General features: G+C 67.8%; 20 protein-coding genes. 9 read left to right on the top strand and 11 right to left on the bottom strand.

The genetic code is table 11. The features are described from left to right. Position 1 precedes the first annotated feature (1 nt). Positions 2-1,672, bottom strand: a complete 1,671-nt coding sequence (locus ACZ5M6_RS05455; protein ID WP_464159856.1) for an FAD-binding dehydrogenase — start codon at positions 1,670-1,672, stop codon at positions 2-4. A gap of 227 nt (positions 1,673-1,899) precedes the next feature. Between ACZ5M6_RS05455 and ACZ5M6_RS05450 the strand changes: the two genes are divergently transcribed. The 3 genes from ACZ5M6_RS05450 to ACZ5M6_RS05440 all read left to right on the top strand — a co-directional run bounded on the left by ACZ5M6_RS05450 (position 1,900) and on the right by ACZ5M6_RS05440 (position 7,836). Continuing rightward, positions 1,900-4,896: a TonB-dependent receptor gene (locus ACZ5M6_RS05450; protein ID WP_464159855.1), complete on the top strand. Its 2,997-nt coding sequence runs from the start codon at positions 1,900-1,902 to the stop codon at positions 4,894-4,896. A 217-nt stretch (positions 4,897-5,113) separates the two neighbouring features. Then, positions 5,114-5,593, top strand: coding sequence for a hypothetical protein (locus ACZ5M6_RS05445; protein ID WP_183218000.1), 480 nt, complete (start codon positions 5,114-5,116; stop codon positions 5,591-5,593). A gap of 104 nt (positions 5,594-5,697) precedes the next feature. Further along, the gene (locus ACZ5M6_RS05440; RefSeq protein WP_464159854.1) at positions 5,698-7,836 is read left to right on the top strand and encodes a TonB-dependent receptor; all 2,139 of its coding nucleotides are present in this window, start codon (positions 5,698-5,700) and stop codon (positions 7,834-7,836) included. A 144-nt stretch (positions 7,837-7,980) separates the two neighbouring features. Here the strand turns inward: ACZ5M6_RS05440 and mmsB are convergent, their stop codons facing one another. From mmsB to ACZ5M6_RS05410, 6 genes are all read right to left on the bottom strand, one after another. Further along, positions 7,981-8,883, bottom strand: a complete 903-nt coding sequence (mmsB, locus tag ACZ5M6_RS05435; RefSeq protein WP_152949563.1) for a 3-hydroxyisobutyrate dehydrogenase — start codon at positions 8,881-8,883, stop codon at positions 7,981-7,983. 51 nt (positions 8,884-8,934) lie between these two features. Then, a complete protein-coding gene (locus ACZ5M6_RS05430) occupies positions 8,935-9,978 on the bottom strand; it encodes an enoyl-CoA hydratase/isomerase family protein (RefSeq protein ID WP_464159853.1) in 1,044 nt (347 codons plus the stop codon). Then, positions 9,975-10,403, bottom strand: coding sequence for a type II toxin-antitoxin system VapC family toxin (locus ACZ5M6_RS05425; RefSeq protein WP_054764810.1), 429 nt, complete (start codon positions 10,401-10,403; stop codon positions 9,975-9,977). The genes ACZ5M6_RS05430 and ACZ5M6_RS05425 overlap by 4 nt, the downstream gene beginning before the upstream one ends. Continuing rightward, positions 10,384-10,653 carry a type II toxin-antitoxin system Phd/YefM family antitoxin gene (locus ACZ5M6_RS05420; protein ID WP_082382609.1) on the bottom strand — a complete coding sequence of 90 codons (270 nt, stop codon included), beginning with the start codon at positions 10,651-10,653 and terminating at the stop codon, positions 10,384-10,386. The genes ACZ5M6_RS05425 and ACZ5M6_RS05420 overlap by 20 nt, the downstream gene beginning before the upstream one ends. A gap of 57 nt (positions 10,654-10,710) precedes the next feature. Further along, positions 10,711-11,850: an isobutyryl-CoA dehydrogenase gene (locus ACZ5M6_RS05415; protein ID WP_464159852.1), complete on the bottom strand. Its 1,140-nt coding sequence runs from the start codon at positions 11,848-11,850 to the stop codon at positions 10,711-10,713. Between the two features lie 143 nt (positions 11,851-11,993). After that, on the bottom strand, positions 11,994-13,496 hold the full coding sequence (locus tag ACZ5M6_RS05410) for a CoA-acylating methylmalonate-semialdehyde dehydrogenase (RefSeq protein ID WP_348684623.1): 1,503 nt from the start codon (positions 13,494-13,496) through the stop codon (positions 11,994-11,996). Between the two features lie 92 nt (positions 13,497-13,588). On the opposite strand from ACZ5M6_RS05410, the gene ACZ5M6_RS05405 reads away from it, so the two are divergent. The 5 genes from ACZ5M6_RS05405 to ACZ5M6_RS05385 all read left to right on the top strand — a co-directional run bounded on the left by ACZ5M6_RS05405 (position 13,589) and on the right by ACZ5M6_RS05385 (position 18,203). Continuing rightward, positions 13,589-14,518, top strand: a complete 930-nt coding sequence (locus tag ACZ5M6_RS05405) for a LysR family transcriptional regulator (RefSeq protein WP_054764807.1) — start codon at positions 13,589-13,591, stop codon at positions 14,516-14,518. A gap of 386 nt (positions 14,519-14,904) precedes the next feature. Continuing rightward, positions 14,905-15,921, top strand: coding sequence for a tRNA dihydrouridine(20/20a) synthase DusA (gene dusA, locus ACZ5M6_RS05400; protein ID WP_464159851.1), 1,017 nt, complete (start codon positions 14,905-14,907; stop codon positions 15,919-15,921). 87 nt (positions 15,922-16,008) lie between these two features. Beyond that, positions 16,009-16,698, top strand: coding sequence for a hypothetical protein (locus ACZ5M6_RS05395; protein ID WP_152949558.1), 690 nt, complete (start codon positions 16,009-16,011; stop codon positions 16,696-16,698). 35 nt (positions 16,699-16,733) lie between these two features. Further along, the gene (locus ACZ5M6_RS05390; protein WP_054764804.1) at positions 16,734-17,558 is read left to right on the top strand and encodes a sulfite exporter TauE/SafE family protein; all 825 of its coding nucleotides are present in this window, start codon (positions 16,734-16,736) and stop codon (positions 17,556-17,558) included. Positions 17,559-17,642: 84 nt separating this feature from the next. Further along, positions 17,643-18,203 (top strand): 3D domain-containing protein, encoded by a 561-nt coding sequence (locus tag ACZ5M6_RS05385; RefSeq protein WP_082382608.1) that lies wholly within the window; start codon positions 17,643-17,645, stop codon positions 18,201-18,203. 72 nt (positions 18,204-18,275) lie between these two features. Here the strand turns inward: ACZ5M6_RS05385 and ACZ5M6_RS05380 are convergent, their stop codons facing one another. From ACZ5M6_RS05380 to ACZ5M6_RS05370, 3 genes are all read right to left on the bottom strand, one after another. Beyond that, positions 18,276-19,166 (bottom strand): hypothetical protein, encoded by an 891-nt coding sequence (locus ACZ5M6_RS05380; protein WP_191558197.1) that lies wholly within the window; start codon positions 19,164-19,166, stop codon positions 18,276-18,278. Positions 19,167-19,258: 92 nt separating this feature from the next. After that, positions 19,259-19,582: an Mpo1-like protein gene (locus ACZ5M6_RS05375; protein WP_201463768.1), complete on the bottom strand. Its 324-nt coding sequence runs from the start codon at positions 19,580-19,582 to the stop codon at positions 19,259-19,261. Positions 19,583-19,620: 38 nt separating this feature from the next. After that, the gene (locus ACZ5M6_RS05370) at positions 19,621-21,534 is read right to left on the bottom strand and encodes a DEAD/DEAH box helicase (RefSeq protein ID WP_201463767.1); all 1,914 of its coding nucleotides are present in this window, start codon (positions 21,532-21,534) and stop codon (positions 19,621-19,623) included. 206 nt (positions 21,535-21,740) lie between these two features. On the opposite strand from ACZ5M6_RS05370, the gene ACZ5M6_RS05365 reads away from it, so the two are divergent. After that, on the top strand, positions 21,741-21,950 hold the full coding sequence (locus ACZ5M6_RS05365; protein ID WP_191555173.1) for a flagellar basal body rod C-terminal domain-containing protein: 210 nt from the start codon (positions 21,741-21,743) through the stop codon (positions 21,948-21,950). A gap of 13 nt (positions 21,951-21,963) precedes the next feature. On the opposite strand, the gene ACZ5M6_RS05360 is transcribed toward ACZ5M6_RS05365, so the two are convergent. Further along, positions 21,964-23,871 (bottom strand): methyl-accepting chemotaxis protein, encoded by a 1,908-nt coding sequence (locus tag ACZ5M6_RS05360; RefSeq protein ID WP_464160100.1) that lies wholly within the window; start codon positions 23,869-23,871, stop codon positions 21,964-21,966. Between the last annotated feature and the right edge of the window lie 87 nt (positions 23,872-23,958).

Here is a 23,958-nt window from a genome sequence, read left to right as displayed (position 1 = left end):
ATCAGCCCGCCATGGCCCGTCCCGCCGCCCGTCCGGTGAACAGGCAGCCGCCCAGGAAGGTGCCCTCCAGGGCGTTGTAACCGTGGGCGCCCCCGCCGCCGAACCCCGCCGCCTCGCCCGCCGCATAGAGACCCTCCAACACCGATCCGTCGCCCCGCAACACCCGGCTGTCCAGATCTGTCTGCAACCCGCCCAGGCTCTTGCGCGTCAGGACGCTCAGCTTGACGCCGATCAGGGGGCCGGCGGCCGGGTCCAGCAGACGGTGCGGCCGGGCCACCCGCGCCAGCCGGTCGCCCAGATAGCGGCGGGCGTTGTGCACGCCCTGGATCTGCAGATCCTTGGCGAAAGGATTGGCGATCTGCGCGTCGCGCGCCTCCACCACACGCCGCACCGCCTCCCTCTTCAAAAGGGGCGTCGGGGTCAGGGCGTTCATGCCCGCGACCAGGGTCTCCAGATCCTGGGCCACCACAAAGTCCGCCCCCCTGGCCTTGAAGGCCTCGACCTCGGGCGAGGCGCCCTTGCCCAGCCGCGTCTTCAGCACCCGCAGCCAGTCGCCCGAGGTGATGTCGCCGTTCTGCTCCGAGCCCGAGAGGGCGAACTCCTTTTCGATGATCGACTGGGTCAGGATGAACCAGGAATGGTCGTGCTCAGCCAAGTCCGGCGTGGTGCGCAGATAGCGCAGGGTGGACAGGGTGTCATAGCCCGGCAGGGCGGGGAAAGGCAGCCGCCGCCCCAGGGCGTCCAGCCACAGGGACGAGGGGCCGGGCAGGATGCGGATGCCGTGTCCGGGCCAGATCGGGTTCCAGTTCCGCAGACCCTCGACATAGTGCCACATCCGGTCGCGGTTCACGAGCCGGGCGCCCGCCGCCTCGGCGATATCCAACCCCCGTCCGTCCACATAGGCGGGCACGCCCGTGACCATCGTCCGCGGCGGCCGCCCCAGCCGCTCGGGCCAGAAGCGGCGCACCTTGTCGTGGTTCCCGCCGATGCCGCCGGTGGCGATCAGGACCGACGGCGCCCGCAGGGTGAAATCGCCCGCGACCTCGCGGCTGGAAGGGGCGCCGCGCGGAGCCTCGCTGGGCGCCAGGCGGACGCCCGACACGCCGGTCACACGGCCCGCCTCGACGATCAGCTGATCCACCCGACTGCGGAAATGGAAGGTCAGCCGACCCTGGGCCTGGGCCTCCAGGGCGCGGGCGGCGAATGGGCCGCTGACGCCCGTGCCCGTGCCCCAGGCCACATGGAAGCGCGGGACGGAGTTGCCGTGCCCCTCGGCCCGGCCGTCGCCCCGCTCGGCCCAGCCCACCATGGGCGTCAGCCGGATTCCGTGTCGCCGCAGCCAGTCGCGCTTTTCGCCGGCGGCGAACTCGACATAGGCCCGGCCCCAGCGGGCGGCCCATTCGTCCTCGGCCAGGGCGCCGTCCAGCCGGTCCCAGCCGGCGCTGCCGCGCCAGTCGGACCAGGCCAGGTCGAAACTGTCGCGCACCCCCAGACGCCGCTGTTCGGGACTGTCGACCAGAAACAGGCCGCCGAAGGACCAATAGGCCTGGCCGCCCAGATTGGCGGCGTTCTCCTGATCCACCACCGCCACCTTGCGCCCGGCCTGGACCAGTTCGTTCGCAGCGACCAGTCCAGCCAGCCCCGCCCCGACGATTATGGCGTCGCAGTCCATCGCGCCCTCTCCCGATCCGCGCCCTCAGCCCTCGCCGAAAGTCCGAAATCACACCGTCTGCGGATGGCCGTCAACCGACACAATTGTCAATAGGTATTGACATGAGAGTGAGTAGTGCGAAGCTGGCGACAACCGCCGGTGGCCCCGCCCCGCCGAGCGGAAACATCAGGCGGGAGGAAACGCACATCAGGACGCCGTCTCCGGTCGGCGTGCTCAGGGAGGATCACATGGTTTCAGCCGTCCGCACTCGCGCGCGCCTTGCGCTCTCGGTCTCCGCCACAGCCCTGCTGATGGCTGGAGCCCCCGCCTTGGCCCAGACGACGCCGCCCGCAGCTCCAGCGCCGCAGGCCGGTCAGGCGTCTCCCGCCGTGGTGGACGACATCATCGTGACTGCCCAAAAGCGCGAACAGTCCGTTCAGGACGTGCCCATCGCCGTCTCGGCCCTGTCGGCCGAGGCCCTGGAATCGCGCCAGATCGAGGGGGGATCGGAACTGCTGCGCGCCGTGCCGAACGTGGCCTTCTCGAAATCCAACTTCAGCATGTACAACTTCTCGATCCGCGGGATCGGGACCAAAGCGGTGTCGGCCTCCAGCGACCCGGCCGTGGCCGTCAGCTTCAACAACACCCCCCTGATCCGCAACCGCCTGTTCGAGCAGGAGTATCTGGACGTCGCCCGGGTAGAGGTGCTGCGCGGGCCGCAGGGCACCCTATATGGCCGCAACGCCACCGGCGGGGTCGTCAACATGTTCCCCGAACTGCCCAAGTTCCGGTCCGAAGGCTTCGCGGGCGGGGAACTGGGCAACTATGACAGCCGGCGCGGCCAGGCCATGCTCAACGTCCCCTTCGGCGATACGTTCGCCGTGCGCGGCGCCTTCGGCTTCACCCAGCGCGACGGCTTCGACTACAACAGCTTCAACGACACCCATGTGAACGACCGCGACCTGTTCACCACCCGTCTGTCGGCCCGGTGGGAGCCGACCGCGCGGTTCCGCGCCAATGCGATCTGGGAGCATTTCGAGGAAGACGACCACCGCTCCCGCACCGGCAAACAGCTGTGCACCACCGATCCGGGTCCGACCCAGGTCGGATCGGCGTCCATCACCACACCATATAATCAAGATCAGTTGAGCCAGGGCTGCCTGCCGGGTTCACTGTATTCCGACGCCGCCTATGGCGCGCCCAACGGCGGTTCCTTCGGGCCGATCCGGCTGCTGTCCGGCTTCTTCAGCCTGGGCGGCTTCGACGCAAACGGCGCCAGCGTCTATCCGATCCCACAGGGCTTCGACCCCTATGAGGGCGTCGTGCAGTCGCGAGACCTGCGTGAGATCGCCACCAACTACGATCCCGTCTTCCGGGCCGAGAACGACGTCGTCCAGGTCAATCTCGAATTCGACCTGACCGACACCCTGACCCTGTTCTCACAGACCGCCTACGCCAAGGACGACTATTATGCGTCGCAGGACTATGCGCGCTACGTCTCCAACCCCGCCTTCTCGGACAGCAGCCAGGTGTTCGATTTCTTCGGCGACCTGATTCCGTCGCCGGCCGCGCCCGGCGGCGTCTACACCGATCCGCAACTGGGGCCGTCAAACCGGATCCTGTCGGCCGACATCAGCCAGTCCGACAATCGACAATGGTATCAGGAGTTCCGCCTTCAGTCCGACATGGCGGGCGATTTCAACTTCAGCCTCGGCGCCAACTATTTGGACTTCAAGTCGCAGGACGATTACTACGTTTTCAACAACACCTTCTCCTACCTCGCCGAATATTTCTACAACTTCGAGCTGGGTCCGGACGGAAGTTCGCAGACCGTACCCTGCGATGACGATCGCGTGTTCGAATGCGTCTATGTCGACCCCAATCCGCTGAGCGAAATCAACGGCGAAGGTCACAACTATTTCCGCAGCAAGAACGTCGTCCACACCCGCTCCTGGGCCGTCTTCGGCGAGGGCTATTGGGACCTGACGCCGGAACTGCGGCTGACGACCGGCCTGCGCTATACCGAGGACCGCAAGGACACGACACCCTATCCCAGCCAGCTGCTGCTGGGCGCGCCGCTCGGCGGCGGGTCCGGTCCGGGGTCGGGCGGATTCGTGCGTCGGGGCTATTACGCCCTGCCGGACATCGAACAGAAGTGGGAGGCGGTCACCGGCCGGATCGTGCTGGATTGGACACCCGATCTGTCCTTCACCGACGACACCCTGGTCTACGCCTCCTTCTCCCGCGGCTATAAGGGGGGCGGCACCAATCCGCCTCGCCTGGAGCTGGACCCCAAGGTCGTCCAGTACCAGCCCCTGGCCAGCACCTTTGATCCCGAATACGTCAACGCCTTCGAAATCGGCGCCAAGAATACGCTGATGGACGGGGCGCTGCGGCTGAACGCGACCGGCTTCTACTATGATTACAAGGACTATCAGGTTTCCCAGATCGTCGATCGCATCTCATTGAATGAGAATTTCGACGCTGAAATCTGGGGTCTGGAGCTTGAAGCGGTCTACCGGCCGACGCCCAGTTTCCAGATCGACGGCAATCTCGGCTATCTGAAGTCCCGCATCGCCGACGGCGAGCGGTCCATCAACGTCATGGACCGCACCCAAGGCGACCCCGACTGGATCACCATCCGTCCCTGGATCCAGGTGCCGTCGAACTGCATCGCCCCGCGCGCCTATGCTGAAACCATCCTCAACAGCGCTTTCGGACCCGACGCGGCCAATCTGGCGCTGAGCGCCCTGTGCGCCGGCTCGTCGCGGTTCGGCACCTTCAACCCCAACTTCAACTCCATCCTTCCCTTCTGGGCCCTGTACGGCTTCACCTATGATCCCCTGACCGAGGCGCCGAACGGCGGACGGGGGTTCGAAGCCGACCTGGGCGGCAACGAACTGCCCAACTCGCCCAACTGGACCGCCAACATCGGGGCCCAGTACAGCTGGTTCCTGGGCGATTGGGACCTGACGCTGCGCGGCGACTACTATCGCCAGGGCGAGAGCTTCTTCCGCGTCTACAACACCGAATACGACCGGCTGGAGGGCTGGGACAATCTGAACCTGTCGGTGTCCCTGACCAATGAGGCGCGGGGCCTGAAGCTCCAGGCCTATGTCAAGAACGTCTTCGACGATGCGCCCATCGTCGACGCCTTCACCAACTCGGACGACACCGGGCTGACGACCAATGTCTTCACCCTGGACCCGCGGCTGTTCGCCGTGCGGCTGACCAAGTCGTTCTGAGGCTGACGTCAGGCCGGTCTTCCCGGCCACCCTGTAAGGCCGTCCCCGACGTCAAGAGACGCCGACAGGACGGCCTTATGTCGTTTTATATCATTGAAAAATATACGTATTTCTCCTTGACTCCGACCTACCTTCCGCGTTGTAAGTACATCGCCCCTAGCGGGTGAACACACGCTCAACGGGTCCAACCAAGGACCCACTCAAAGGGAGGACTACCATGATCAAGATGCTTTCCATCGCCGCTGCGGCGCTCGCTTCCGTCGCCGTCGCTTCCCCCAGCTTCGCCCAATCCTTCTCGCCCAGCTCGGGCAGCGTATCCGGATCGGGTTCTGTGACCCTGTCGCAAACGATCAGCGTCACCTGCAACGTCTCCATCACCGCAAGCCCGCTGAGCGCGACCAGCGCGCCCATCCCGACTCGCAGCATCTCGCCCGGCGGCATCGCCTGCTTGGCCGTTGCGCCGTCCGGCGCTTGGAGCGCGGCCGTGGTGCCGGGATCGACCACCTCGATCGCCCTGACCATCGGCGCCAACACCGTGGCCAACGATCCCTGCTACGGCACGGTGGTGGTCGCCTGGAACAATGCGACCAGCACGGCGACCTTCAACAACAACGTCCTGCCCCCCGTGAACGCCGGCGGTCGCAACTGCACCATCGTCAGCGGCTCGATCCGTATTCCGGGTCTGCAAATCCTCTAGGCTCGGCTGGTCCCCGGATCCTAAACCTGAAAGCCTGGCCGGGCGTCTGCGACGCCCGGCCTTTTTTCTTTCCGCGCGGTCCGGCTCGCTCCTAGATTGTCCCTGTGATCTCCCTCTGTCTCACGCTCGCCGGGTTCAGCGCCGCCGCCGTCCAGGCGACGCCGGCGCCGCAGGCCGATCCGCCCCCGGTGACCGTCCTGCCCGACGTGGAGGTGGCCGCCCGGCGAGGGGCGGCGCGCACCCCGCCCCAGTATGAATATGACGCCGCCCGCATCGACGCCCTGGCCGGCGGCAGCGTCGGCGACGTCCTGGGCCAGGCCGCGCGTCAGTTCAGCCCCGGCCAGCCGCCCGTGGTCATCATCAACGGCGTCCGCATGCCGGACCCGTCCGTCTTTCTGGACCTGCCGTCCGACGCCCTGGAGCGGCTGGAGGTCCTGCCGGCCGGTTCGGCGGCGGAATACGGCGGCTCTCCCTCCGGCCGGGTCTTCAACCTGGTCCTGCAGCGCAGTTTCGCCAGCCGCGACGGCGCCCTGACGGCGGCCGCTCCGACCGCCGGAGGATTCCGCGAGCTTTCCGCCACGGCGCGCCAGTCCCGGCTCCAGGACCGCAACATCACCAACCTGACCCTGACCCTGCGCGACGTCTCTGCCCTTCTCGCCGACGATCGCCCGGCCTATCTGCGTGATCACCCCGACAGCGCGGACGTCAGCCTGACGCCCGAGAGCCGGTTCCTTTCGGCCAACGCCGCCTTCAACCGCAGCCTGGGCGACTGGGCCGCCAGCCTGAACGCCTCGGCGAGCCAGACCTCCAGCCGATCGACCACGCGGGACGCCGACGGCCTGACGGTTCTCTCCACCGACACCCGCCGTTGGGAGGTGCGCAGCGGCCTCAGCGGTTCGGTTCTAGACTGGATCGCCCAGGTCAATCTCCTCGCCACGGCCGATGTCGTAAAGGCCGAAGGCCCGACGCCTTCCCAGACCGACCTGATGAGCTGGAGCGGCGCGGTCGCCCTGAACCGCAGCCTGCCGGGCCTGGGCGCCGGCCCGATCGCCGTCAATCTGTCCGCCGATGCGAACCGGAACCGAACCCGGACGGAGGCTGTGGGAGAGGCGGACCGGCGCGCCACGACGGCCTCCGCCTGGCAGGGGCAGATCACCGTTCCCCTGTCCCAGCCTGCGCCGCCGCCTGGTCTGGAGGACGAGGCGAAGACCCTCAAGATCGGGGGCGTGAGCCTGGGCGGCCTGTCCGTCAGCCTGGGCGCGGGGGGCCGCGACACCGACGCCGGGGGCGGAAACAGTCTGGACCTGGGCGCCGCCTGGCAGCCGCGCGACAAGGTCAGCCTCAGCGCCAGTTGGAACCGCACCCTGACCGCGCCCAGCGACCTGGACCGCTTCGCCCCGCAGCGCCAGGGCCCGAACGCCGTCGTCTATGACTTCCGCACCGGTGAGGCGGTCGAGGTCCAGACCCTGGTCGGCGGAAATCCCGACCTGACCGTCGCCCGGTCCGAAGGCGCGGCTCTCAACCTGTCGCTGGGCCCCTTCACCCCTTGGAGCGTCGGCTTCAACCAGGGCCTGTCCCTGGCCCGCGCGCGCGACGGGATTTCGTCGACTCTTCAGCCGACGCCACAGACCGAGGCCGCCTATCCCGACCGGTTCCTGCGCGATGCGTCGGGCCGTCTCGTTCGGATCGACCTGCGCCCCTTCAACGCCACGGCTTCAGAGACCCGGTCTCTGACCACCAGTCTGAGCCTGAACCCGCCGGTCGATCCGGAGGCCTCCGCCGCGACCTGGACGGTCAGCCTGTTTCACACCTGGCGGCTGACCGACCGGACCGAGCTGGGCCGGGGCCTGCCGGTCCTGGATCGTCTGGCCGGTGACGGCGGCGGCGTGTCCGGCCAGGACCTGGGATGGACGCTCAGCCGGATGAAGGGGCCGCTGAAGATCGACGTCACCGGCCGGTGGACGGCGGGCTATCGCAGCCGGGCGACCATCGGTGAAGACGGCCCGGCCGACCTGCGGATCAGCGACTTCGCCCGCCTGGACCTGAAGGCGACCTATCGCCTCTTCCGGGACGTGTCCGGGCGACGGGCGGAAGGGGCGCGGCTGGAGCTGTCGATCCAGAACCTGACCGACGAACGCCCCTCCGCCCGCCTCGCCGACGGCGCCCCCGCCCCCGGCTACGGCCGCGACAGCCGCGACCCCGTCGGCCGCCGCATCGAGATCACCCTGGGCAAGCGGTTCTAGATGTGCAGGCCCGACAGCGAGAACCCGCATGTCGATGTCTATGAACACCCGCCCGGATCGCACCCCTGCCAGCAGCCCTTGACCGAAAGCTCGGGCATAGGGCCGTTTTAGCGCATTCAGCGCCTGGGGCCGGGGTGTCGGCCATCATTGGGCCTCCAGCGCGTCCAGCCGTCCGCGCAGCATCTGCAGCATGGCCGAGAAGTCGCGGCCGCCGTGGCCCAGGCCGTCGAACAGGGCGTAGAGGGCCTCGGCCTGGGCGCCCAGGGGGGTGGAGGCGCCGGACTTGGCCGCCGCGTCCTGGGCCAGTTTCAGATCCTTCAGCATCATGGCGGTGGCGAATCCGCCCTGATAGCCGCGGTTGGACGGGGCGGCGGGTACGGGGCCGGGCCAGGGATAATAGCTGGTCACGCTCCAGCACTGGCCCGAGGATTTGGAGGCGATCTCGAAGAAGCGCTCCGGGTCCAGGCCCAGTTTTTCGGCCAGGGCGATCGCCTCGCACGCGCCCAGCATGGATATGCCCAGGAGCATGTTGTTGCAGATCTTGGCCGCCTGGCCCGCGCCGTGATCGCCGGCGCGGATGGTGATCCGGCTCATCGGCTCCAGCGCCGCCTCGACCCGGGCGAAATCGCCCTCGTCGCAGCCGACCATGAAGGCCAGGGTTCCCGCATCGGCCGCCGCCGTCCCGCCCGACACCGGCGCGTCGGCGAAGGCGTAGCCGGCCGCCTTGGCCAGGCCCGCCACCTTGCGCGCCGTCTCCACGTCGATGGTGGAGCAGTCCAGCAGCAGGGCGCTGGACGGCGCCGCCCCGATGATCTGTTCGGCATAGACCTTATGCACATGGGGGCCGGCGGGCAGCATGGTGATCACCACCTCGGCGTCGCGCACGGCCTCGGCGACCGAAGCCGCAGGCGTGCAGCCGGCGGCGGCGGCCCTGTCCAGGGCCGCCTGCGACAGGTCGAAGGCGGCGACGGCGTGGCCGGCCTTGGCCTGGTTGGCGGCCATGCCCCCGCCCATATTGCCCAGGCCGATGAAGGCGATCTTGGTCATGGTCTCTTTCCCTATTGTCGCCCGCTCATCCCCGCGAAAGCGGGGACGCTGTCAGGGCAGCGGCGTCCATTGTTCATGTTCAGGCAGAGGCGCGAACAGGGCGGCCAGCGTCGCCTCGGTAACGCCCGACAGGTCCGCAGGGGACCATTTCGGCGCATTGTCCTTGTCGACGATCACCGCGCGGACACCCTCCTGGAAGTCGTGGGTCCGCACCATCCGGCCGCCCAGGGCGTATTCCATCGCCATATTGTCGGCGAAGGCGGTCAGCCTGGCCCCGGTGCGGATCTGGCGCAGCGAGACCTTCAACGACTGGGGCGACTTGGTCTTCAGAACCGCCAGCTGAGCCAGGGCCCAGTCCGAACCGTCCGCCTCCAGGGCTGCGAAGATCTCTTCGACCGTGTCGAAGGCGAACAGCCGGTCGATGGCCGCGCGGTGGTCCGAAAGGCCCGGCGGAATGCGGAAATCGTAACGTTCGGCGACCGCGATCGGCTCGCCGCCGTTCACTATGTCCGCCTTCAACGCCTCGATCTGATCGGACGGGACATAGTGGGTGTGGATGCCCAGTTCGATGGTGGCCGCCGCCTTCAGCCGCGCCCCCGTCAGCGCCAGCCAGACGCCGGTCTGGCCCGGCAGGCGCGGCAGGAACCAGCCGCCGCCCACGTCGGGGAACAGGCCGATGCCCGTCTCGGGCATGGCGTAGGTCGTCCGCTCGGTGGCGATGCGGATGGCGGCGGGTTCCGATATCCCGACGCCGCCGCCCATGACGATCCCGTCCACGATCGCCGTGATCGGCTTGGGATAGTCGAACATCAGATGGTTCAACCGATATTCCGCCAGGAAGAAGGCCCTGGCCTCCGACGCATCCCCCGCCCCGCTCTCGGCGAGCGTGCGGATGTCGCCCCCGGCGCAGAAGCCGCGCTCGCCGGCATGGTCGATCAGCACCGACGTGACCGCCGCATCGTCGCGCCAGGCCAGCAGAGCCTGGGTCATGACCTCGCACATCGGCCGGTTTAGCGCGTGGATCGCCTTGGGCCGGTTCAGGGTGATGCGGCCCACGCCGTTCTCGATGCGGGCGATGATTTCGGCTTCGGTCATGGACGTTCCTTTTCCCTGAGATCGAGAACATCCTGGCCGGCGTCCGCCACGGCGTTCAGAAGATCGGCGTCCCGCGACGCCAGGCCGGCGTCCCTTTCGAGCGTCAGCCACAGATAGGCCGCGTCAAACAGACTCAAGCCCCGACCCTGGGCCAGAAAGGCCATCCGCCGCACCTCGGCAGCGGACATGACAGGGGCGAGACCGATCTCATACTCGTCCAGCCGCGCGAAGGCTTGGGACAGGTCGAACCCGGCGTCGCGCCGCGATTGCCGGACCAGCAGATTGCCGATTTCCCACTGAAAGACATCTGGCGCGATCAGTTCATAGTCGTCCAGCGCCGCCAGCAGACGACGCGCTGGAGCCGTGGATTGGCTCGCCAGCAGCCAGGACGCCGCCGCCGAGGCGTCAACGACCAGGGTCTTCATCGCGCGCAATCGCCTTCAACTGGTCCCAGCTCATTTGCGCCCAGTCCGCATCCGCCGCCTGCCCGGCCATAAAGGCCTGAGACCGTGCGGCCAGTTCGGCGCCGGACAGTCGGCGACGACGCGGCTCGGGCGTCAGCCGCGCCACTGGTCGCCCGTGTCGGGTGATGACGATGGTCTCGCCTGAGGTCTGAACCTCGTCCAGCAAGGCCGACAGCGACGTCTTGGCCTCGAGAACCCCGATGGAGCGCATGGTCGAATTCCTGATCAGAATTCTGGTCAGAATAACAGATCGCGGCGCCGACCGCCATCATCCCCGCCCCATCTCCCGCGCAATGATCACCCGCATGATCTCATTGGTCCCTTCCAGGATGCGGTGGACCCGCAGGTCGCGCACGATCCGCTCCAGCGGATAGTCCTTCAGATAGCCGTAGCCGCCGTGCAGTTGCAGGGCCTCGTCGGCGATCTGGAAACAGGCGTCGGTCGCCAGACGCTTGGCCATGGCGCACCATTTGGTCTTTTCCGGATGGTCGGCGTCGATGGCCCAGGCGCCGCGCAACACCATCAGCCGCGCCGCCTCCAGATCCGTCGCCATGTCCGCCAGGCGGAACTGAAGGGCCTGGAACTCGCCGATCGGCCGACCGAACTGTTTGCGGGTGGCGACATAGTCCTGGGCCGTCTCCAGGGCCAGCCGCGCCCCGCCCAGCGAACAGGCGGCGATGTTCAGACGCCCGCCGTCCAGCCCCGCCATGGCGTAGCGGAAGCCCGCCCCCTCCTCGCCCAGCAGATTGGCGACGGGCACGCGACAGTCGTCGAACTGGACGATGGCGGTCGGCTGGGCGTTCCAGCCCATTTTCCGTTCCTGGGCCCCGAACGACAGGCCCGGCGTGCCGGCCTCCACCACCAGGGCGCTGATCCCCTTGGGGCCTTCGCCGCCGGTGCGAACCATGACGACATAGAGGTCGCTGGTCCCCGCGCCCGAGATGAAGGCCTTGGAGCCGTTCAGCACATAGTGGTCGCCGTCGCGCACCGCCGTGGTCCGCAGCGCCGCCGCGTCGGAGCCGGAGCCCGGCTCGGTCAGGCAGTACGAAGCGATCTTCTCCATCCCGACCAGATCGGGCACGAACCGCGCGCGCAGAGCGTCCGATCCGAACCGGTCGATCATCCAGGTCGCCATATTGTGGATCGAGATGAAGGCCGCCGTCGCCACATCGCCGCGCGACAACTCCTCGAAGATCAGCGCCGCCTCGACCCGGCCGAGCGCCATGCCGCCGTGTTCCTCGGCCGTATAGATGCCGCAGAAGCCCATCTCGGCCGCCTGTTTCATCACTTCGACGGGGAACTGCTTCTCCTCGTCCCAGCGCGCCGAATGGGGCGCCAGTTCGGCGTCGGCGAAGGCGCGGGCCGCATCCTGGATGGCGCGTTGGTCGTCGGTAAGGGCGAAGTTCATAGGTCATCACTCCCCGCCCCTCCCCCGTCATCCTCGGGCTTGCCCGAGGATCGGAGGCCGGAGCGTCTGCGCGTCCGCGTCGTCGCACAAGCCGCGGACAATCCGGCCCTCGGGTCAAGCCCGAGGGTGACGGCGGCGAAGGGTCAGCGCATCGTCGGAATGACGAACGAGCTGTCCGAATGCTCCAGGGCGCTGTCGGGCCAGCGGGCGGTCACGGTCTTGGTCTTGGTCCAGAAGCGGACCCCTTCCATGCCGTGCTGGTTGATGTCGCCGAAGGCCGAACGCTTCCAGCCGCCGAAGGTGTGATAGGCGACCGGCACCGGAATGGGCACGTTTATCCCGACCATGCCGACATTGACCCGGGCGGCGAAGTCGCGGGCCGCGCGGCCGTTCTGGGTGAAGATGGCGACGCCGTTGCCGTACTGGTGGTTCGACGGCAGGGCCAGGGCCTCCTCGAAGGTTTCGGCGCGGACGATCTGGAGCACCGGGCCGAAGATCTCCTCCTGATAGGACGACATCTCGGGCTTCACATGGTCGAACAGGGACGGGCCGATGAAATAGCCCTTCTCATGCCCCTGCAGGCTGAAGTCGCGACCGTCGACGACCAGTTCGGCGCCTTCCTGAACGCCCTTCTCGATCCAGCCGGCGACGCGCTCGCGGTGCTGGGCCGTGACGACGGGACCGTAGTGGGCGCCGGCGTCGGTCGAGACGCCGACCCGCAGCGAGGGGATTTCGGCGACCATCCGTTCACGGAGTTCGTCCGCCGTCTTCTTGCCGACCGGCACGACCACCGGCAGGGCCATGCAGCGCTCGCCGGCCGAGCCATAGGCCGCGCCCGCCAGATCCTTGATCACCTGATCCATGTCGGCGTCAGGCAGGACGATCCCGTGGTTCTTGGCCCCGCCCATGGCCTGGACCCGCTTATGGTTGGCCGCGCCGGTCTGATAGACATAGTGGGCGATGTCGGACGAGCCGACGAAGCTGACGGCGTGGACCAGGGGATGGGTCAGGATGGCGTCGACCGCGGTCTTGTCGCCATGCACCACGTTCAGCACGCCGTTGGGCGCCCCGGCCTCCAGCATCAGTTCGGCCAGCCGCACCGGCACCGACGGATCGCGTTCGGACGGCTTCAGCACGAAGGTGTTGCCCACCGCGATCGCCACGCCGAACATCCACATCGGGATCATGGCCGGGAAGTTGAACGGGGTGATGCCCGCCACCACGCCCAGCGGCTGGCGCATCGAATAGACGTCGATGCCGGGCCCGGCCCCTTGGGTGTATTCGCCCTTCAGCGCATGGGGGATGCCGCAGGCGAACTCGATCACCTCCAGGCCGCGCTGGATGTCGCCCTTGGAGTCGGCGATGACCTTGCCGTGCTCGCTGGACAGCAGTTCGGCCAGTTCGTTCATGTTCGCCTCGACCAGGCGTTTGAAGTCGAACATGACTCGGGCGCGACGCTGGGGATTGGTGCTGGACCAGCCCTCGAAAGCGTTCTGGGCCGCCTGGACGGCGCGATCGACCTCGCCGGCCGTGGCCAGCTGGACCCGCGCCTGAACCGCCCCCGTATTGGGATCGAACACCTCGCCGAACCGGCCCGACGCGCCCGCGAAGACGGCGCCGTCGATGAAATGGTTGATGTCGCGCATGAGCGTTCCTGCCTTTTTTATCTTGCCCAGCCCTAGACTGTTCATCTACAGACTTGAACTGCGTTTTTGCGTGTTTGAGATTGCATTTTCGCATGTTTGATTGGGACGATCTCCGAGTGTTCCTCGCCGCAGCCCGCAGCGGCTCCCTTTCGACAGCGTCCATCCGGCTCGGGATTGACGCGGCGACCGTGGGCCGCCGGATCGCGAGGCTGGAGTCGGCCCTGAAGGCCACCTTGCTTGTGAGGTCCAAAAGCGGCCTTCGGCTGACAGCCGCCGGCGCCTACCTCCTCGAAACGGGCGCCCAGGCCGAGGTGGCGATGGAAGCTGCGGCGAGCGTCGGCCATCCCGATCGCATTGCGGGCACCGTGCGGATCAGCGCCGCCGAGGGATTCGGCGCCACCATCCTGGCGCCTGCCCTTTCCGGGCTTCGCCGACAGCATCCTCATCTCCGGATAGAACTGGCGGCCAGTTCGGGCTTTCTCTCTCCCAGCCGTCGCGAAGTGGATATGGCCGTCACCCTGAGCGCGCCCGACAGCGCTCGCCTGGTCGTGGAGCCGCTGACGCCCTATCAGCTCGGGCTCTACGCCTCGCCGGAGTATCTCGAGCGACACCCGACGCCCCAGGACGCCAATGACCTGACCGGGCACGACATCGTCGGCTATGTCGAGGATCTGATCTATGCGCCGGAGCTCAGGTATCTCGATGAGGTTTCACCGGGTTTGAAGCCCGTCCTTTCCTCTTCATCCATCCGCGCGCAGAGGGAAATCATCGCCGGGAACGGGGGAATCGGCGTCCTGCCCTGCTTCATGGCGACCGGCCTCCAACGCGTGCTTCCAGACCTCTGGATAGAGCGTCGTTTCTGGCTCAGCACCCACCGGGAGGTCCACGGCAGTGCACGGATCAAGGCTGTTCACGCCTGGATAAAGGACATCTGCGACATGCACCGGACGCGACTGTCTCCCCACGAGCGTCGCGGGTCCGATCAGGATCGTCCGGCTCGACAGGGATCGAAACGGCGCTGACGGCCGCTGTCCCGCGCCTCATCAGTCGATGAACCGCCAACGCCCGAGGAGAGGGGGCGCGCGCCGTCCAGGCACTGGGATCGCCGAGCCGATTCCGCATAATGAACGGCTGCGCCGCCACGGAACCTCGCTAAGCGCGGCCAATGCGGCCCTCGGCCTCAGTCGCCCACCGCCGCGCATCATCGCGTTTGAGGACGGTCTCGCCTATATAGCGACCCTTCCTCCTGACCTGGACCCGCGATGTTCCGGACGGGAGCTTCGAATACCTCGCCATTTTCGTGTGCGCCCTGCGTGCGCTGAGATGTCGAAAAGCCGGAAACAACGTCGCAAACCGACGCAAGATCGAGCGCACAGTCTGCCAACCAAAGTTTTGATATTACTGAACCATGCCTATAACCCACGCACGTAGGCTGTCCGTGGCCCCGATGATGGACTGGACCGACCGGCATTGCCGGGCGTTTCACCGCGCCCTCAGCGCGCGGGCCCTGCTCTATACGGAGATGGTGACGGCGCCGGCGGTGCTGCATGGGGATCGGGATCATCTGCTGGGGTTTGACGCGGTCGAACATCCGGTCGCCCTGCAACTGGGCGGGTCCGATCCTGAAGCGCTGGCCCAGGCGGCCAGGATCGGTGAAGCCTACGGCTATAACGAGATCAATCTGAACGTCGGCTGTCCCTCGGACCGGGTTCAGTCGGGCCGGTTCGGCGCCTGTCTGATGCGCGAGCCGGCGCTGGTCGCCGACTGTATGGCGGCGATCCGGGAGGCCGTGTCCGTGCCCGCCACGGTCAAATGCCGGATCGGCGTCGACGACCAGGACCCCCAGGTCAGCCTGTTCGCCACCGTGGACGCCTGCGCCGCCGTCGGGATCGAGGTCTTCATCGTCCATGCGCGCAAGGCCTGGCTTCAGGGCCTGTCGCCCAAGGAGAACCGGGACGTGCCGCCCCTGGATTATGGACTGGTGCGCCGGCTGAAGCGCGAGCGGCCCCAGCTGAACATTTCGATCAACGGCGGGATCGCCGATCTGGATCAGGCCGAGGCCCTGCTGGACGACACCGACGGGGTGCGGCTGGACGGGGTGATGCTGGGCCGGGCCGCCTATCATGAGCCGGCCCTCCTGGGTCAGGCGGATCGGCGCCTGTTCGGGGCCGAGACGGTCGACGTCGACGCCTTTGCGGCCCTGGACCGTTATCGCCCCTATATGGCGGCCCGGCTGGCGGAGGGGGTGCGGCTGGCGACCATGACGCGCCACATGCTGGGGCTGATGCACGGACGGCCGGGGGCGCGGGCCTTCCGCCGCATCCTGACGGTCGAGGCCATCCGGCCGGGCGCGGGGCTGGAGGTTCTGGACCGCGCCGCCGAGGCGGTGCGCGAGGCCGAGGCGCGGCGCGACGCGGCGGCCTGAGACACGCCGGGTCTGAAACACGCCGAGCTGGGAACCGTCCGGGGCGTCGCGCCTTTCAGCGTCAAACCTCTTCGACCGGAACCCGCCATGAAGTTCATCGCCCTCGCCGCCGCCGCCGCGGCCGCCCTCCTGCCCGCCGCCCAGGCCGCAGCCCAGACGCCCGTTGCAAACGCGGAACGGGGCCGTTTCGCCCTGGGCGCCCAGGTCGGCACGCCGGGGGCCGGGCTTCAGGCCCAGTTCGCCGTGAACGACTATCTGGTGCTGCGCGGCGGTTATGACGCGCTTCAATGGGACCGCGACGACACCTATGACGGCATCGACTATGAGGCCGATATCGACTTCAAGTCGCCGGGCGCCTTCGTGGATCTGCACCCGTTCAAGAACCCCTTCTTCGTCTCGGCCGGCGCCTATTTCGGCACGCGCAAGGTCGATCTGAACGCCACCCCGACCGAGCCGGTCAATATCGGCGGCCTGGTCTTCACGCCTGAGCAGGTCGGAACCCTGACCGGCCGCATCGACCTGGAAAGCACGGCCCCCTTCGTCGGCCTCGGGTTCGACAACACCTTCACCCATGACGGGCGCTGGGGCTTGCGGCTGCTGGCCGGCGCGGCCTTCGGCGATGCGCCCCAGGTCGATCTGAACGCCTCGGGCGGGACCCTGTCCGACCAGCCGGCCTTCCAGGATCGTCTGGCGGAAGAGGAGCGTGAGATTCAGGCCGACGCCGACGACTACAAGGTCCTGCCCGTCGTGCAGATCGGGCTCAACTACCGGTTCTGATGGTGAAGGCGCCCCGCGCCTGCTAAGGGCGCGGCATGTTCGGCCTGCCCCTGTCTGAAATCGCCCTGCTGGTTCTGGCCCTGATCGGGGCGGGGCTGTTCGGCGGGATCATCGCCGGCCTGTTCGGGGTGGGCGGCGGCACGGTTCTGGTGCCGGTGCTGTTCTACGCCTTCACCGTCCTGGGCGTCGGGGGAGAGGGCGATCTGCACACCGCCATCGGCACCTCGCTGGCGACCATCGTGGTCACCGCCCTGCGATCCTTGGCCGCCCACCGCAAGCACGGGGCGGTGGACGAACAGGTGCTGCGGACCTGGACGCCCTGGGTGGCCCTGGGCGCCGTGGCGGGGGCGGCCATCGCCGGCGTGACCTCCATGGAGGGGCTGGCCCTGGTCTACGGCGTCCTGCTGATCCTGGTGGCGGCCCAGATGGGCCTGCTGCCAGAGCGCTACGTGCTGCGCAAGGACATGCCGACGGGCTGGTCCCGAGGCGTCCTGGGAAGCCTGATCGGCCTGTTCTCGGCCATGATGGGCGTGGGGGGCGGCAGTCTGGGCGGCATGACCATGAGCCTGTTCGGCCGGCCGATCCACCAGGCGGTGGCGACGGCCTCGGGCTTCGGGGTCGCGATCGGAGCGGCGGCGGCGGCCGGTTTCGTCGTCTTCGGCTGGGACGCGCCGGGCCGCCCGCCCCTGTCGCTCGGCTATGTCAATCTGCCCGCCGCCGTGATCATGGGGACGATGACGTCCCTGTCGGCGCCGCTGGGCGCGCGGCTGGCGCACCGGCTGGATCGGCGCGTCCTGAAAAAAGCCTTTGCAGTCTATCTGTTGGCGACAGCCCTATCGGTCGTCATCAAGGCGTTTTGAGCCGCGCCCCTTTCTGGCCACAAGTCCCGGCGACAAAACGCGCGCCGGCGGCGTTGGGAGCCGGCGCCTCTATGAGCAAATCGGATGATCGGCGCCTCCGCTGCCTTCGCCTTGTTGTGGACCGCTCTGTCCTCGGTTTCGAGCGAGCCAGTCCCTTACAATGTCGCTGTCGCGGCGGATGCAGCCAGGGTTGAAACCCCGGCGGACGACATCGGTTCCCCCGATCTGGAGGCTGCGGCCCTGACCGAGGAACAGGCCGAGCTGATGGCCGGCGATCCCGACTGGCGCGCCTCAGCCCGGCTCTATCATGCGGGCGGCGGCGGGGCGACGGGCAATGATTCCCTGGGTTGCCGTCCCATCGCCATGCGCACCGTGGCGGTCGATCCCCGCGTCATTCCGCGTCGCACCAAACTCTTCATCCGCGAAACCGTGGGGATGCGTCTGGCCGACGGTTCGATCCATGACGGCTATTGGTACGCCTCCGACACCGGCGGGGCGATCAAGGGTCAGAAGATCGACCTCTATACCGGGAACGGCCGCGGCTCGATGGCCCAGGCGCGCCGTCTGAACATGCGGACCCTGACCATCGCCGACGCCGGTCGTTTCGACGGCTGCCCGCCGGCCTGGGAAAGCGCCGCCCGCTAAATCACCTTCAAGACGTGAAAAACGCCGGCTCCGTCAGGGGCCGGCGTTTTCATGTGCGGGATTTGCGAAGGCTCAGTCCAGTTCGCTGACCTTCAGCGTCGACTGGACCATGTCGTCCCCATAGGTGCCGACCCAGACGTCATAGCGGCCGCTCTGCGGATTGGTGATCTGGACCTTGGGGTTCAGACTGCCGCCGCTGTCGTCGTCGCAGTACCAGCGGCCGTTCGGCGTATTGATCAACAGGGTGGTGTCTTCCGACGCCTCGACCAGGAAGGTCAGGTCCAGATTTCCCGCCTCGAAGAAGACCTGATAGTCGGGCGCCGCGCTGACCGAACCTTCACAGCCCGCCTTGGCGTTGGCGGCCGGGACCGAGCCGCCGGCCAGGATCGACTTTTCGTGGGGATCGGGGGTGAAGCCGGTGCGCAGGCGCACCGAGCCGTAGTTCGGCTCCTTATCCGTATCGGGGCTTTCGCCGCCGCCGCTGCTGGAGCCGCCCAGTTCGCTGACCTCCAGCGTCGCCTGGACCATCTTGTCATTATAGGTGCCCAGCCAGATGTCGTAGCGGCCGCTCTGCGGATCGGAGATCAGCACCTGAGGGTTCAGATCGCCGCCGCTGTCATCGTCGCACAGCCACTGACCGTCGGGCGTATTGATCAGAAGCGTGGTGTCTTCCGAGGCCGTGGCCCGGACGGTCAGGTCCAGTTCGCCGGCCTCATAGGTCAGTTGCAGATCCGGCGCGGCGCTGACCGAACCTTCGCAGCCCGAACGGGCGGCCGAGGCGGCCACGGAACCGCCGGCCAGGATGGACTTGGTCCAGGGATCGGGGGTGAAGCCGCTTTCCAGCTCCACCTCCCCATAGTTGGGCGACAGGGTGAAGTCCGGGCGGCTTCCCGACTTCTGGGCCAGGGCCACGCCCGGCGTGAGCATGAGGGCGGCGACGGCCGCGGCGGCGATGCGTTTCATGAAGCGTTTCCCCTTCCCTGCGGCCTCCCGCCGCACCTTCTGCATAACCCATTTTCCAGAAAGGCGCAGCTTCCGAAACCGAGGGCGCGCGGTCAGAATTTGCGTTTGCCGGACACCGTCTCGAAGAACAGGCGGAAGTCGCCCATCAGGCTCCACAGCGGATATTTGAAGGTGGCAGGCTTGTTCTTCTCGAAGAAGAAATGTCCGACCCAGGCGAAGCCGTAGCCGACCAGGGGCATGGCCAGAAGCCACCAGGGATTCAGGGTCACGACGAAGGCGAGAAGGGCCAGGATCACCAGTCCGGTGCCCACGACGTGGATGCGCCGACAGGTCCGGTTGGAATGCTCATGGATGTAATAGGGGTAGAAGGCCTCGAACGAGGCGTATCGGCCCTGGGGTTCGGACGGCGTGCTCATGGGCGAAGGGTGCGCCTCCGCCCAGGATCAATCAAGTCTCAGCCCTTGGGCTTGCCCTTGAAGCCGTCCTTCTTGAACCCGTCCTTCTTGAAGCCCGGCTTGGCCTTGAACGGCTTCTTGGCGAAGGGCTTGTCGCCCGCCGCATTCGACCGCGGATTGGCGGCGCCGTCGGTCTTGGGCGCCCAGGGCTTCTTCTTGAACGGCGGACGGGCGTCGCCCTCTCCGCCTTCGGCACGCTTGTAGGGCGTCTTCTTTAAGGGGCGGTCGCCGTCCTCGCGCGGCTTGCCGGCGAAGCGCGACGCCTTCATCGACCCCGGCGTGGGCGCTTCCGACGGCGTGATCTTCACCTCTTCCTTCGAGGCGGCGACCGCCTCGCGGAAGGCCTTTTCATGGGTCTTGGCGATCTCGAACCGGGTCTCTTCGGGGAAGGTGCGGATCGAGCCGATCTGGGGCTTGGAAATGCCGCCGATGCGGCAGATCAGGGGGATCAGCCATTTGGGGTCGGCGTTCTTGTTACGGCCCACGTCCAGGCGGAACCAGACCACCTCGTCGGCGCCCAGGCGTTCGCCGGGCCAGGGCTGGGCGGCCGTGCCGTCGTCGTTGCGGGCGGCGCGGTCGCGTTTGGCCGGCCCGCGATCGGCGCCCGGATCGGACAGTTCTTCCGGCGCCGGCTGTTCCTTGCGCAACAGGCGCACCAGGGCGGCGGCGATCTCGTCCGGCGTGCGTTCGGCGATCATCCGCTTGGCGACGATCATGTCCTCGTCCGACACCTCGGCCTCGAAATGGGCGGGCGACAGCAGCCGATCCTCGTCGGCCTTGCGGATTTCGTCGAAGGTCGGGGCGCCGGACCAGACGGCCTCGATCCCCGCCTCGTCCATCAGACGCTCGGCCTTGCGGCGACGCGAGTGGGGCACCAGCATGACCGAGACGCCCTTCTTGCCCGCCCGGCCCGTCCGGCCCGAACGGTGCAGCAGGCCGGCGCGGTTCATCGGCAGTTCGGCGTGGATGACCAGGCCCAGGTCGGGCAGGTCCAGACCCCGCGCGGCGACGTCGGTGGCGACGCAGACGCGGGCGCGACCGTCCCGCAGCGACTGAAGCGCGTCGGTCCGCTCGCGCTGGCCCATTTCGCCCGACAGGCTGACCGAGGAGAAGCCCCGCTCCAGAAGCGACGATTGCAGATGCCGCACGCTGTCGCGCGTGGAGCAGAAGACCATGGCCCGCGGCGCCTCGAACCAGCGCAGGGTGTTGACCACCGCATGTTCGATCTCATTGGGCGCGATGCGATAGGCCCTGTATTCGATGTCGGCGTGCTGGCGCGACTTGTCGGTCGCGTCGATCCGCACCGCATCCTTCTGGTAGCGCTTGGCCAGGGTCACGATCTCGCGCGCCAGGGTGGCCGAGAACAGCAGGGTGCGGCGGCCTTCCGGCGCCTGGTCCAGAATGTGCTCCAGGTCCTCGCGGAAGCCCATGTCCAGCATCTCGTCGGCCTCGTCGAGCACCGCGACCTTCAGCTCGGACAGGTCCAGATTGCCCCGGTCGATATGGTCCTTCAGACGGCCGGGCGTGCCGACGACGATGTGGACGCCGAAGCTTAAGGCACGCGCTTCACGGCGCGCGTCCATGCCGCCGACGCAGGTGGCGATCTTGGCGCCGGAGTCGGCGTACAGCCATTGTAGCTCGGCGGCGACCTGCATGGCCAGCTCCCGCGTGGGCGCGATGGCCAGGCACAGGGGCGCGCCGCCGGGGCCGAACTGGGGACTGTCGCCCAGCAGGGTCGGCGCCGCCGCCAGGCCGAAGGCCACCGTCTTGCCCGATCCGGTCTGGGCCGAGACCAGCAGGTCGCGGTCCGCATGGCCCTCTTCCAGCACGGCGGCCTGAACCGGGGTCGGTTCGGCATAGCCCTTGTTGATCAGAGCGCGGTCGAGCGCGGGGTGAACGGCGGGAAAGGGCATCGGCTACCTGGAATGACGGACGAGGCGGTCGTCGAAACGACCGCGCCCGGCCGAGGACAGACCTCAGGCCGGGCGAATGATGGGCGCTCTATACACGGATAAAGGCTGAAGCGGGGCGGAAAACGCCGTTCACCCTGTTCCTTCAGGCGACGTTGACCGGAGAGACGCAGTCTGGCGATCGAACCCACCTCGCCTGGAGCTTCATCATGCAAGCGCTTTCCATCGCCGCCGCCGGAATGACCAGCGCCCAGATGCGGTTCGACGACAGCGCGCGCCGCACTGCGACCGCGCCGCTCGACAACCTCGCCGAGGAAACCGTCGAACGCCTCCAGGCCAAGACCGCCTTCAGCGCCAACGCCGCCGTGGTCCGCACCGCCGACGAAATGACGGCGACCCTGCTGGACATCCTGGCCTGAGCCGCGTCGCCGCTTAGAACTCTTCCCAGCCGTCGGCTTCGGGCGCAGCCTTGGGTGCAAGGGCCGCGCCGCCGCGCCCCAGGGTCTTCAAGGCCGCCGCCATATGGGGCGTAGACGCCCGCGCCGAAGCCGGAGCCGGCGCCGCCGGACGTTGCGCCGCGGACTTGGCGGGGAAGGCCTGACCCACGGTCCCGACCTTGAACCGGGCCGCAGAGGCTTGCAGGGACTGGGCTTCCTGATCCAAGGCGTGGCTGGCGGCGGTCGACTGTTCGACCATGGCCGCATTCTGCTGGGTGACCTGGTCCATCTGGTTCACGGCCGTATTCACCTGGGCCAGGCCGATGGCCTGTTCCTGGGCCGAGGCGGCGATTTCCGACACCAGACCGTCGATCTCGGCCACCCGGTCGACGATCCGTTGCAAAGCCTCGCCGGTCTGGCCGACCAAGGTCACGCCGGTGCCCACCTGGCTGGTGGAGGTCGAGATCAGGGTCTTGATCTCTTTCGCCGCCTCCGCCGACCGCTGGGCCAGGGCGCGGACCTCGGAGGCCACGACGGCGAAGCCGCGACCGGCCTCGCCCGCCCGCGCCGCCTCGACCCCCGCGTTCAGAGCCAGCAGATTGGTCTGGAAGGCGATCTCGTCGATGACGCCGATGATCTGGCTGATCTGGCTGGACGAGGACTCGATCGCCTGCATGGCTTCGACCGCGTCGCGGACGATGACGCCCGAGGTCTCGGCGTCGCCCTTGGCGGCGTCGACGACGTCAGCGGCCTGGCGCGCGCCCGCGGCGGTCTTGTTCACCGTGGCGGTGATCTCGTCCAGGGCGGCCGCCGTCTCTTCCAGAGAGGCGGCCTGCTGTTCGGTGCGGCGCGACAGGTCGTCGGCGGCCTGGGAAATCTCGGCCGCGCCCGAACGAATGCCCGCCACATTGCCCAGGACGACGCCCATCGCCTGTTGCAGCTGGGCGATGGCGGCGTTGAAGTCGGACTTGAGCTGGGCGGCCTTGGGCGCGAACTCGGTTTCGATCCGATAGGTCAGGTCGCCGTTGGACATGGCCGACAGCCCCTCGGCCAGGGCCGTAAGCGCGATCCGATCCTCCTCGGCGATCCGGGCCTTTTCGGCTTCATTGGCGCGATGTTCGGCCTCGCTGACCGCCCGCTGCGACTGGGCCTCGGCTTCCAGCCGGGCCTTTTCGACGGCGTTGTCGCGGAAGGTGCCGACGGCCGCGGCCATCCGGCCGATCTCGTCGCCACGCTCCTGGGCCGGGATGGAGACCTTCAGATCGCCGCCGGCCAGCTGCGCCATGGCGCGGGTCATGGCGACGATCGGCTGGCTGAGCGCCCGGACCAGCCAGACCGTCATGGCGGCGGCGACCAGCAGGGCCAGGATCCCGCCGACGACCAGGGCCGCATAGCCCCGTCCGAAAGCCGCCTTCTTGGCGGCGCTTCTCTGACTCAGCACCGCATCGGCGGCCTGATCGACAGCGGTGACGGCGGCGCGAATGTCCTTCAGGTCCGCCGTCTGCAACAGCCGCGCTTCGGCCTGGAGCCGGGTCGCCGGATCGGCGGCCTGGGCTATCAGCCCCTGCGACTGCTGGTGAAAGGCGTCGCTGGCGGCCTTCAGCGCCTGATGCTGGGCGGCGTAGACATGATCGGCGTCGCTGGCGTCCAAGGCCTGGGCCGCCTGGTCGAAGGCGGCCTTGCGCGCCAGATAGTCCCGTCGCGCCGTCTCCTGGCCCGTCGCCACATAGGCGCGCAGGGCGTTTTGCTGTTCGACGGCGGCGGCCAGGGTCAGAGTGGCCGCCTCGCTGATCTGATAGGCGGACCGTTCGGCCGTGTCCGACCGTTGCAGCGTCACCAGGCTGAACAGGACGACCAGGGTCGCCACGCCGCACGCGCTCATCATCGCCCCGAGCGCGATCATCAGCTTGATGGATATGGACAAGGACTTGAACACGACCGGCTCCGAAAGCGGTTAACCCGTCGCAACTACCGGACAAGCCTTACCAAA

This window comes from Brevundimonas sp. Br13, assembly GCF_055391505.1.
The sequence above is the reverse complement of the archived record's forward strand: the minus strand, read 5'-3'. Positions and strand labels throughout refer to the sequence as shown.

What these genes read in the sequence shown, in the direction of transcription:
- ACZ5M6_RS05395 (WP_152949558.1), top strand. Translation starts at nt 16,009, where the DNA reads ATGAAGTTCATCGCCCTCGCCGCCGCCGCCGCGGCCGCCCTCCTGCCC.
- ACZ5M6_RS05360 (WP_464160100.1), bottom strand. Translation starts at nt 23,871, where the DNA reads ATGATCGCGCTCGGGGCGATGATGAGCGCGTGCGGCGTGGCGACCCTG.
- ACZ5M6_RS05415 (WP_464159852.1), bottom strand. Translation starts at nt 11,850, where the DNA reads ATGAACTTCGCCCTTACCGACGACCAACGCGCCATCCAGGATGCGGCC.
- ACZ5M6_RS05425 (WP_054764810.1), bottom strand. Translation starts at nt 10,403, where the DNA reads ATGAAGACCCTGGTCGTTGACGCCTCGGCGGCGGCGTCCTGGCTGCTG.
- ACZ5M6_RS05455 (WP_464159856.1), bottom strand. Translation starts at nt 1,672, where the DNA reads ATGGACTGCGACGCCATAATCGTCGGGGCGGGGCTGGCTGGACTGGTC.
- ACZ5M6_RS05405 (WP_054764807.1), top strand. Translation starts at nt 13,589, where the DNA reads ATGTTTGATTGGGACGATCTCCGAGTGTTCCTCGCCGCAGCCCGCAGC.
- dusA (WP_464159851.1), top strand. Translation starts at nt 14,905, where the DNA reads ATGCCTATAACCCACGCACGTAGGCTGTCCGTGGCCCCGATGATGGAC.
- ACZ5M6_RS05365 (WP_191555173.1), top strand. Translation starts at nt 21,741, where the DNA reads ATGCAAGCGCTTTCCATCGCCGCCGCCGGAATGACCAGCGCCCAGATG.
- ACZ5M6_RS05410 (WP_348684623.1), bottom strand. Translation starts at nt 13,496, where the DNA reads ATGCGCGACATCAACCATTTCATCGACGGCGCCGTCTTCGCGGGCGCG.
- ACZ5M6_RS05380 (WP_191558197.1), bottom strand. Translation starts at nt 19,166, where the DNA reads ATGAAACGCATCGCCGCCGCGGCCGTCGCCGCCCTCATGCTCACGCCG.
- ACZ5M6_RS05370 (WP_201463767.1), bottom strand. Translation starts at nt 21,534, where the DNA reads ATGCCCTTTCCCGCCGTTCACCCCGCGCTCGACCGCGCTCTGATCAAC.
- ACZ5M6_RS05390 (WP_054764804.1), top strand. Translation starts at nt 16,734, where the DNA reads ATGTTCGGCCTGCCCCTGTCTGAAATCGCCCTGCTGGTTCTGGCCCTG.
- ACZ5M6_RS05450 (WP_464159855.1), top strand. Translation starts at nt 1,900, where the DNA reads ATGGTTTCAGCCGTCCGCACTCGCGCGCGCCTTGCGCTCTCGGTCTCC.
- ACZ5M6_RS05385 (WP_082382608.1), top strand. Translation starts at nt 17,643, where the DNA reads ATGATCGGCGCCTCCGCTGCCTTCGCCTTGTTGTGGACCGCTCTGTCC.
- ACZ5M6_RS05430 (WP_464159853.1), bottom strand. Translation starts at nt 9,978, where the DNA reads ATGACCGAAGCCGAAATCATCGCCCGCATCGAGAACGGCGTGGGCCGC.
- ACZ5M6_RS05445 (WP_183218000.1), top strand. Translation starts at nt 5,114, where the DNA reads ATGATCAAGATGCTTTCCATCGCCGCTGCGGCGCTCGCTTCCGTCGCC.
- mmsB (WP_152949563.1), bottom strand. Translation starts at nt 8,883, where the DNA reads ATGACCAAGATCGCCTTCATCGGCCTGGGCAATATGGGCGGGGGCATG.
- ACZ5M6_RS05375 (WP_201463768.1), bottom strand. Translation starts at nt 19,582, where the DNA reads ATGAGCACGCCGTCCGAACCCCAGGGCCGATACGCCTCGTTCGAGGCC.
- ACZ5M6_RS05420 (WP_082382609.1), bottom strand. Translation starts at nt 10,653, where the DNA reads ATGCGCTCCATCGGGGTTCTCGAGGCCAAGACGTCGCTGTCGGCCTTG.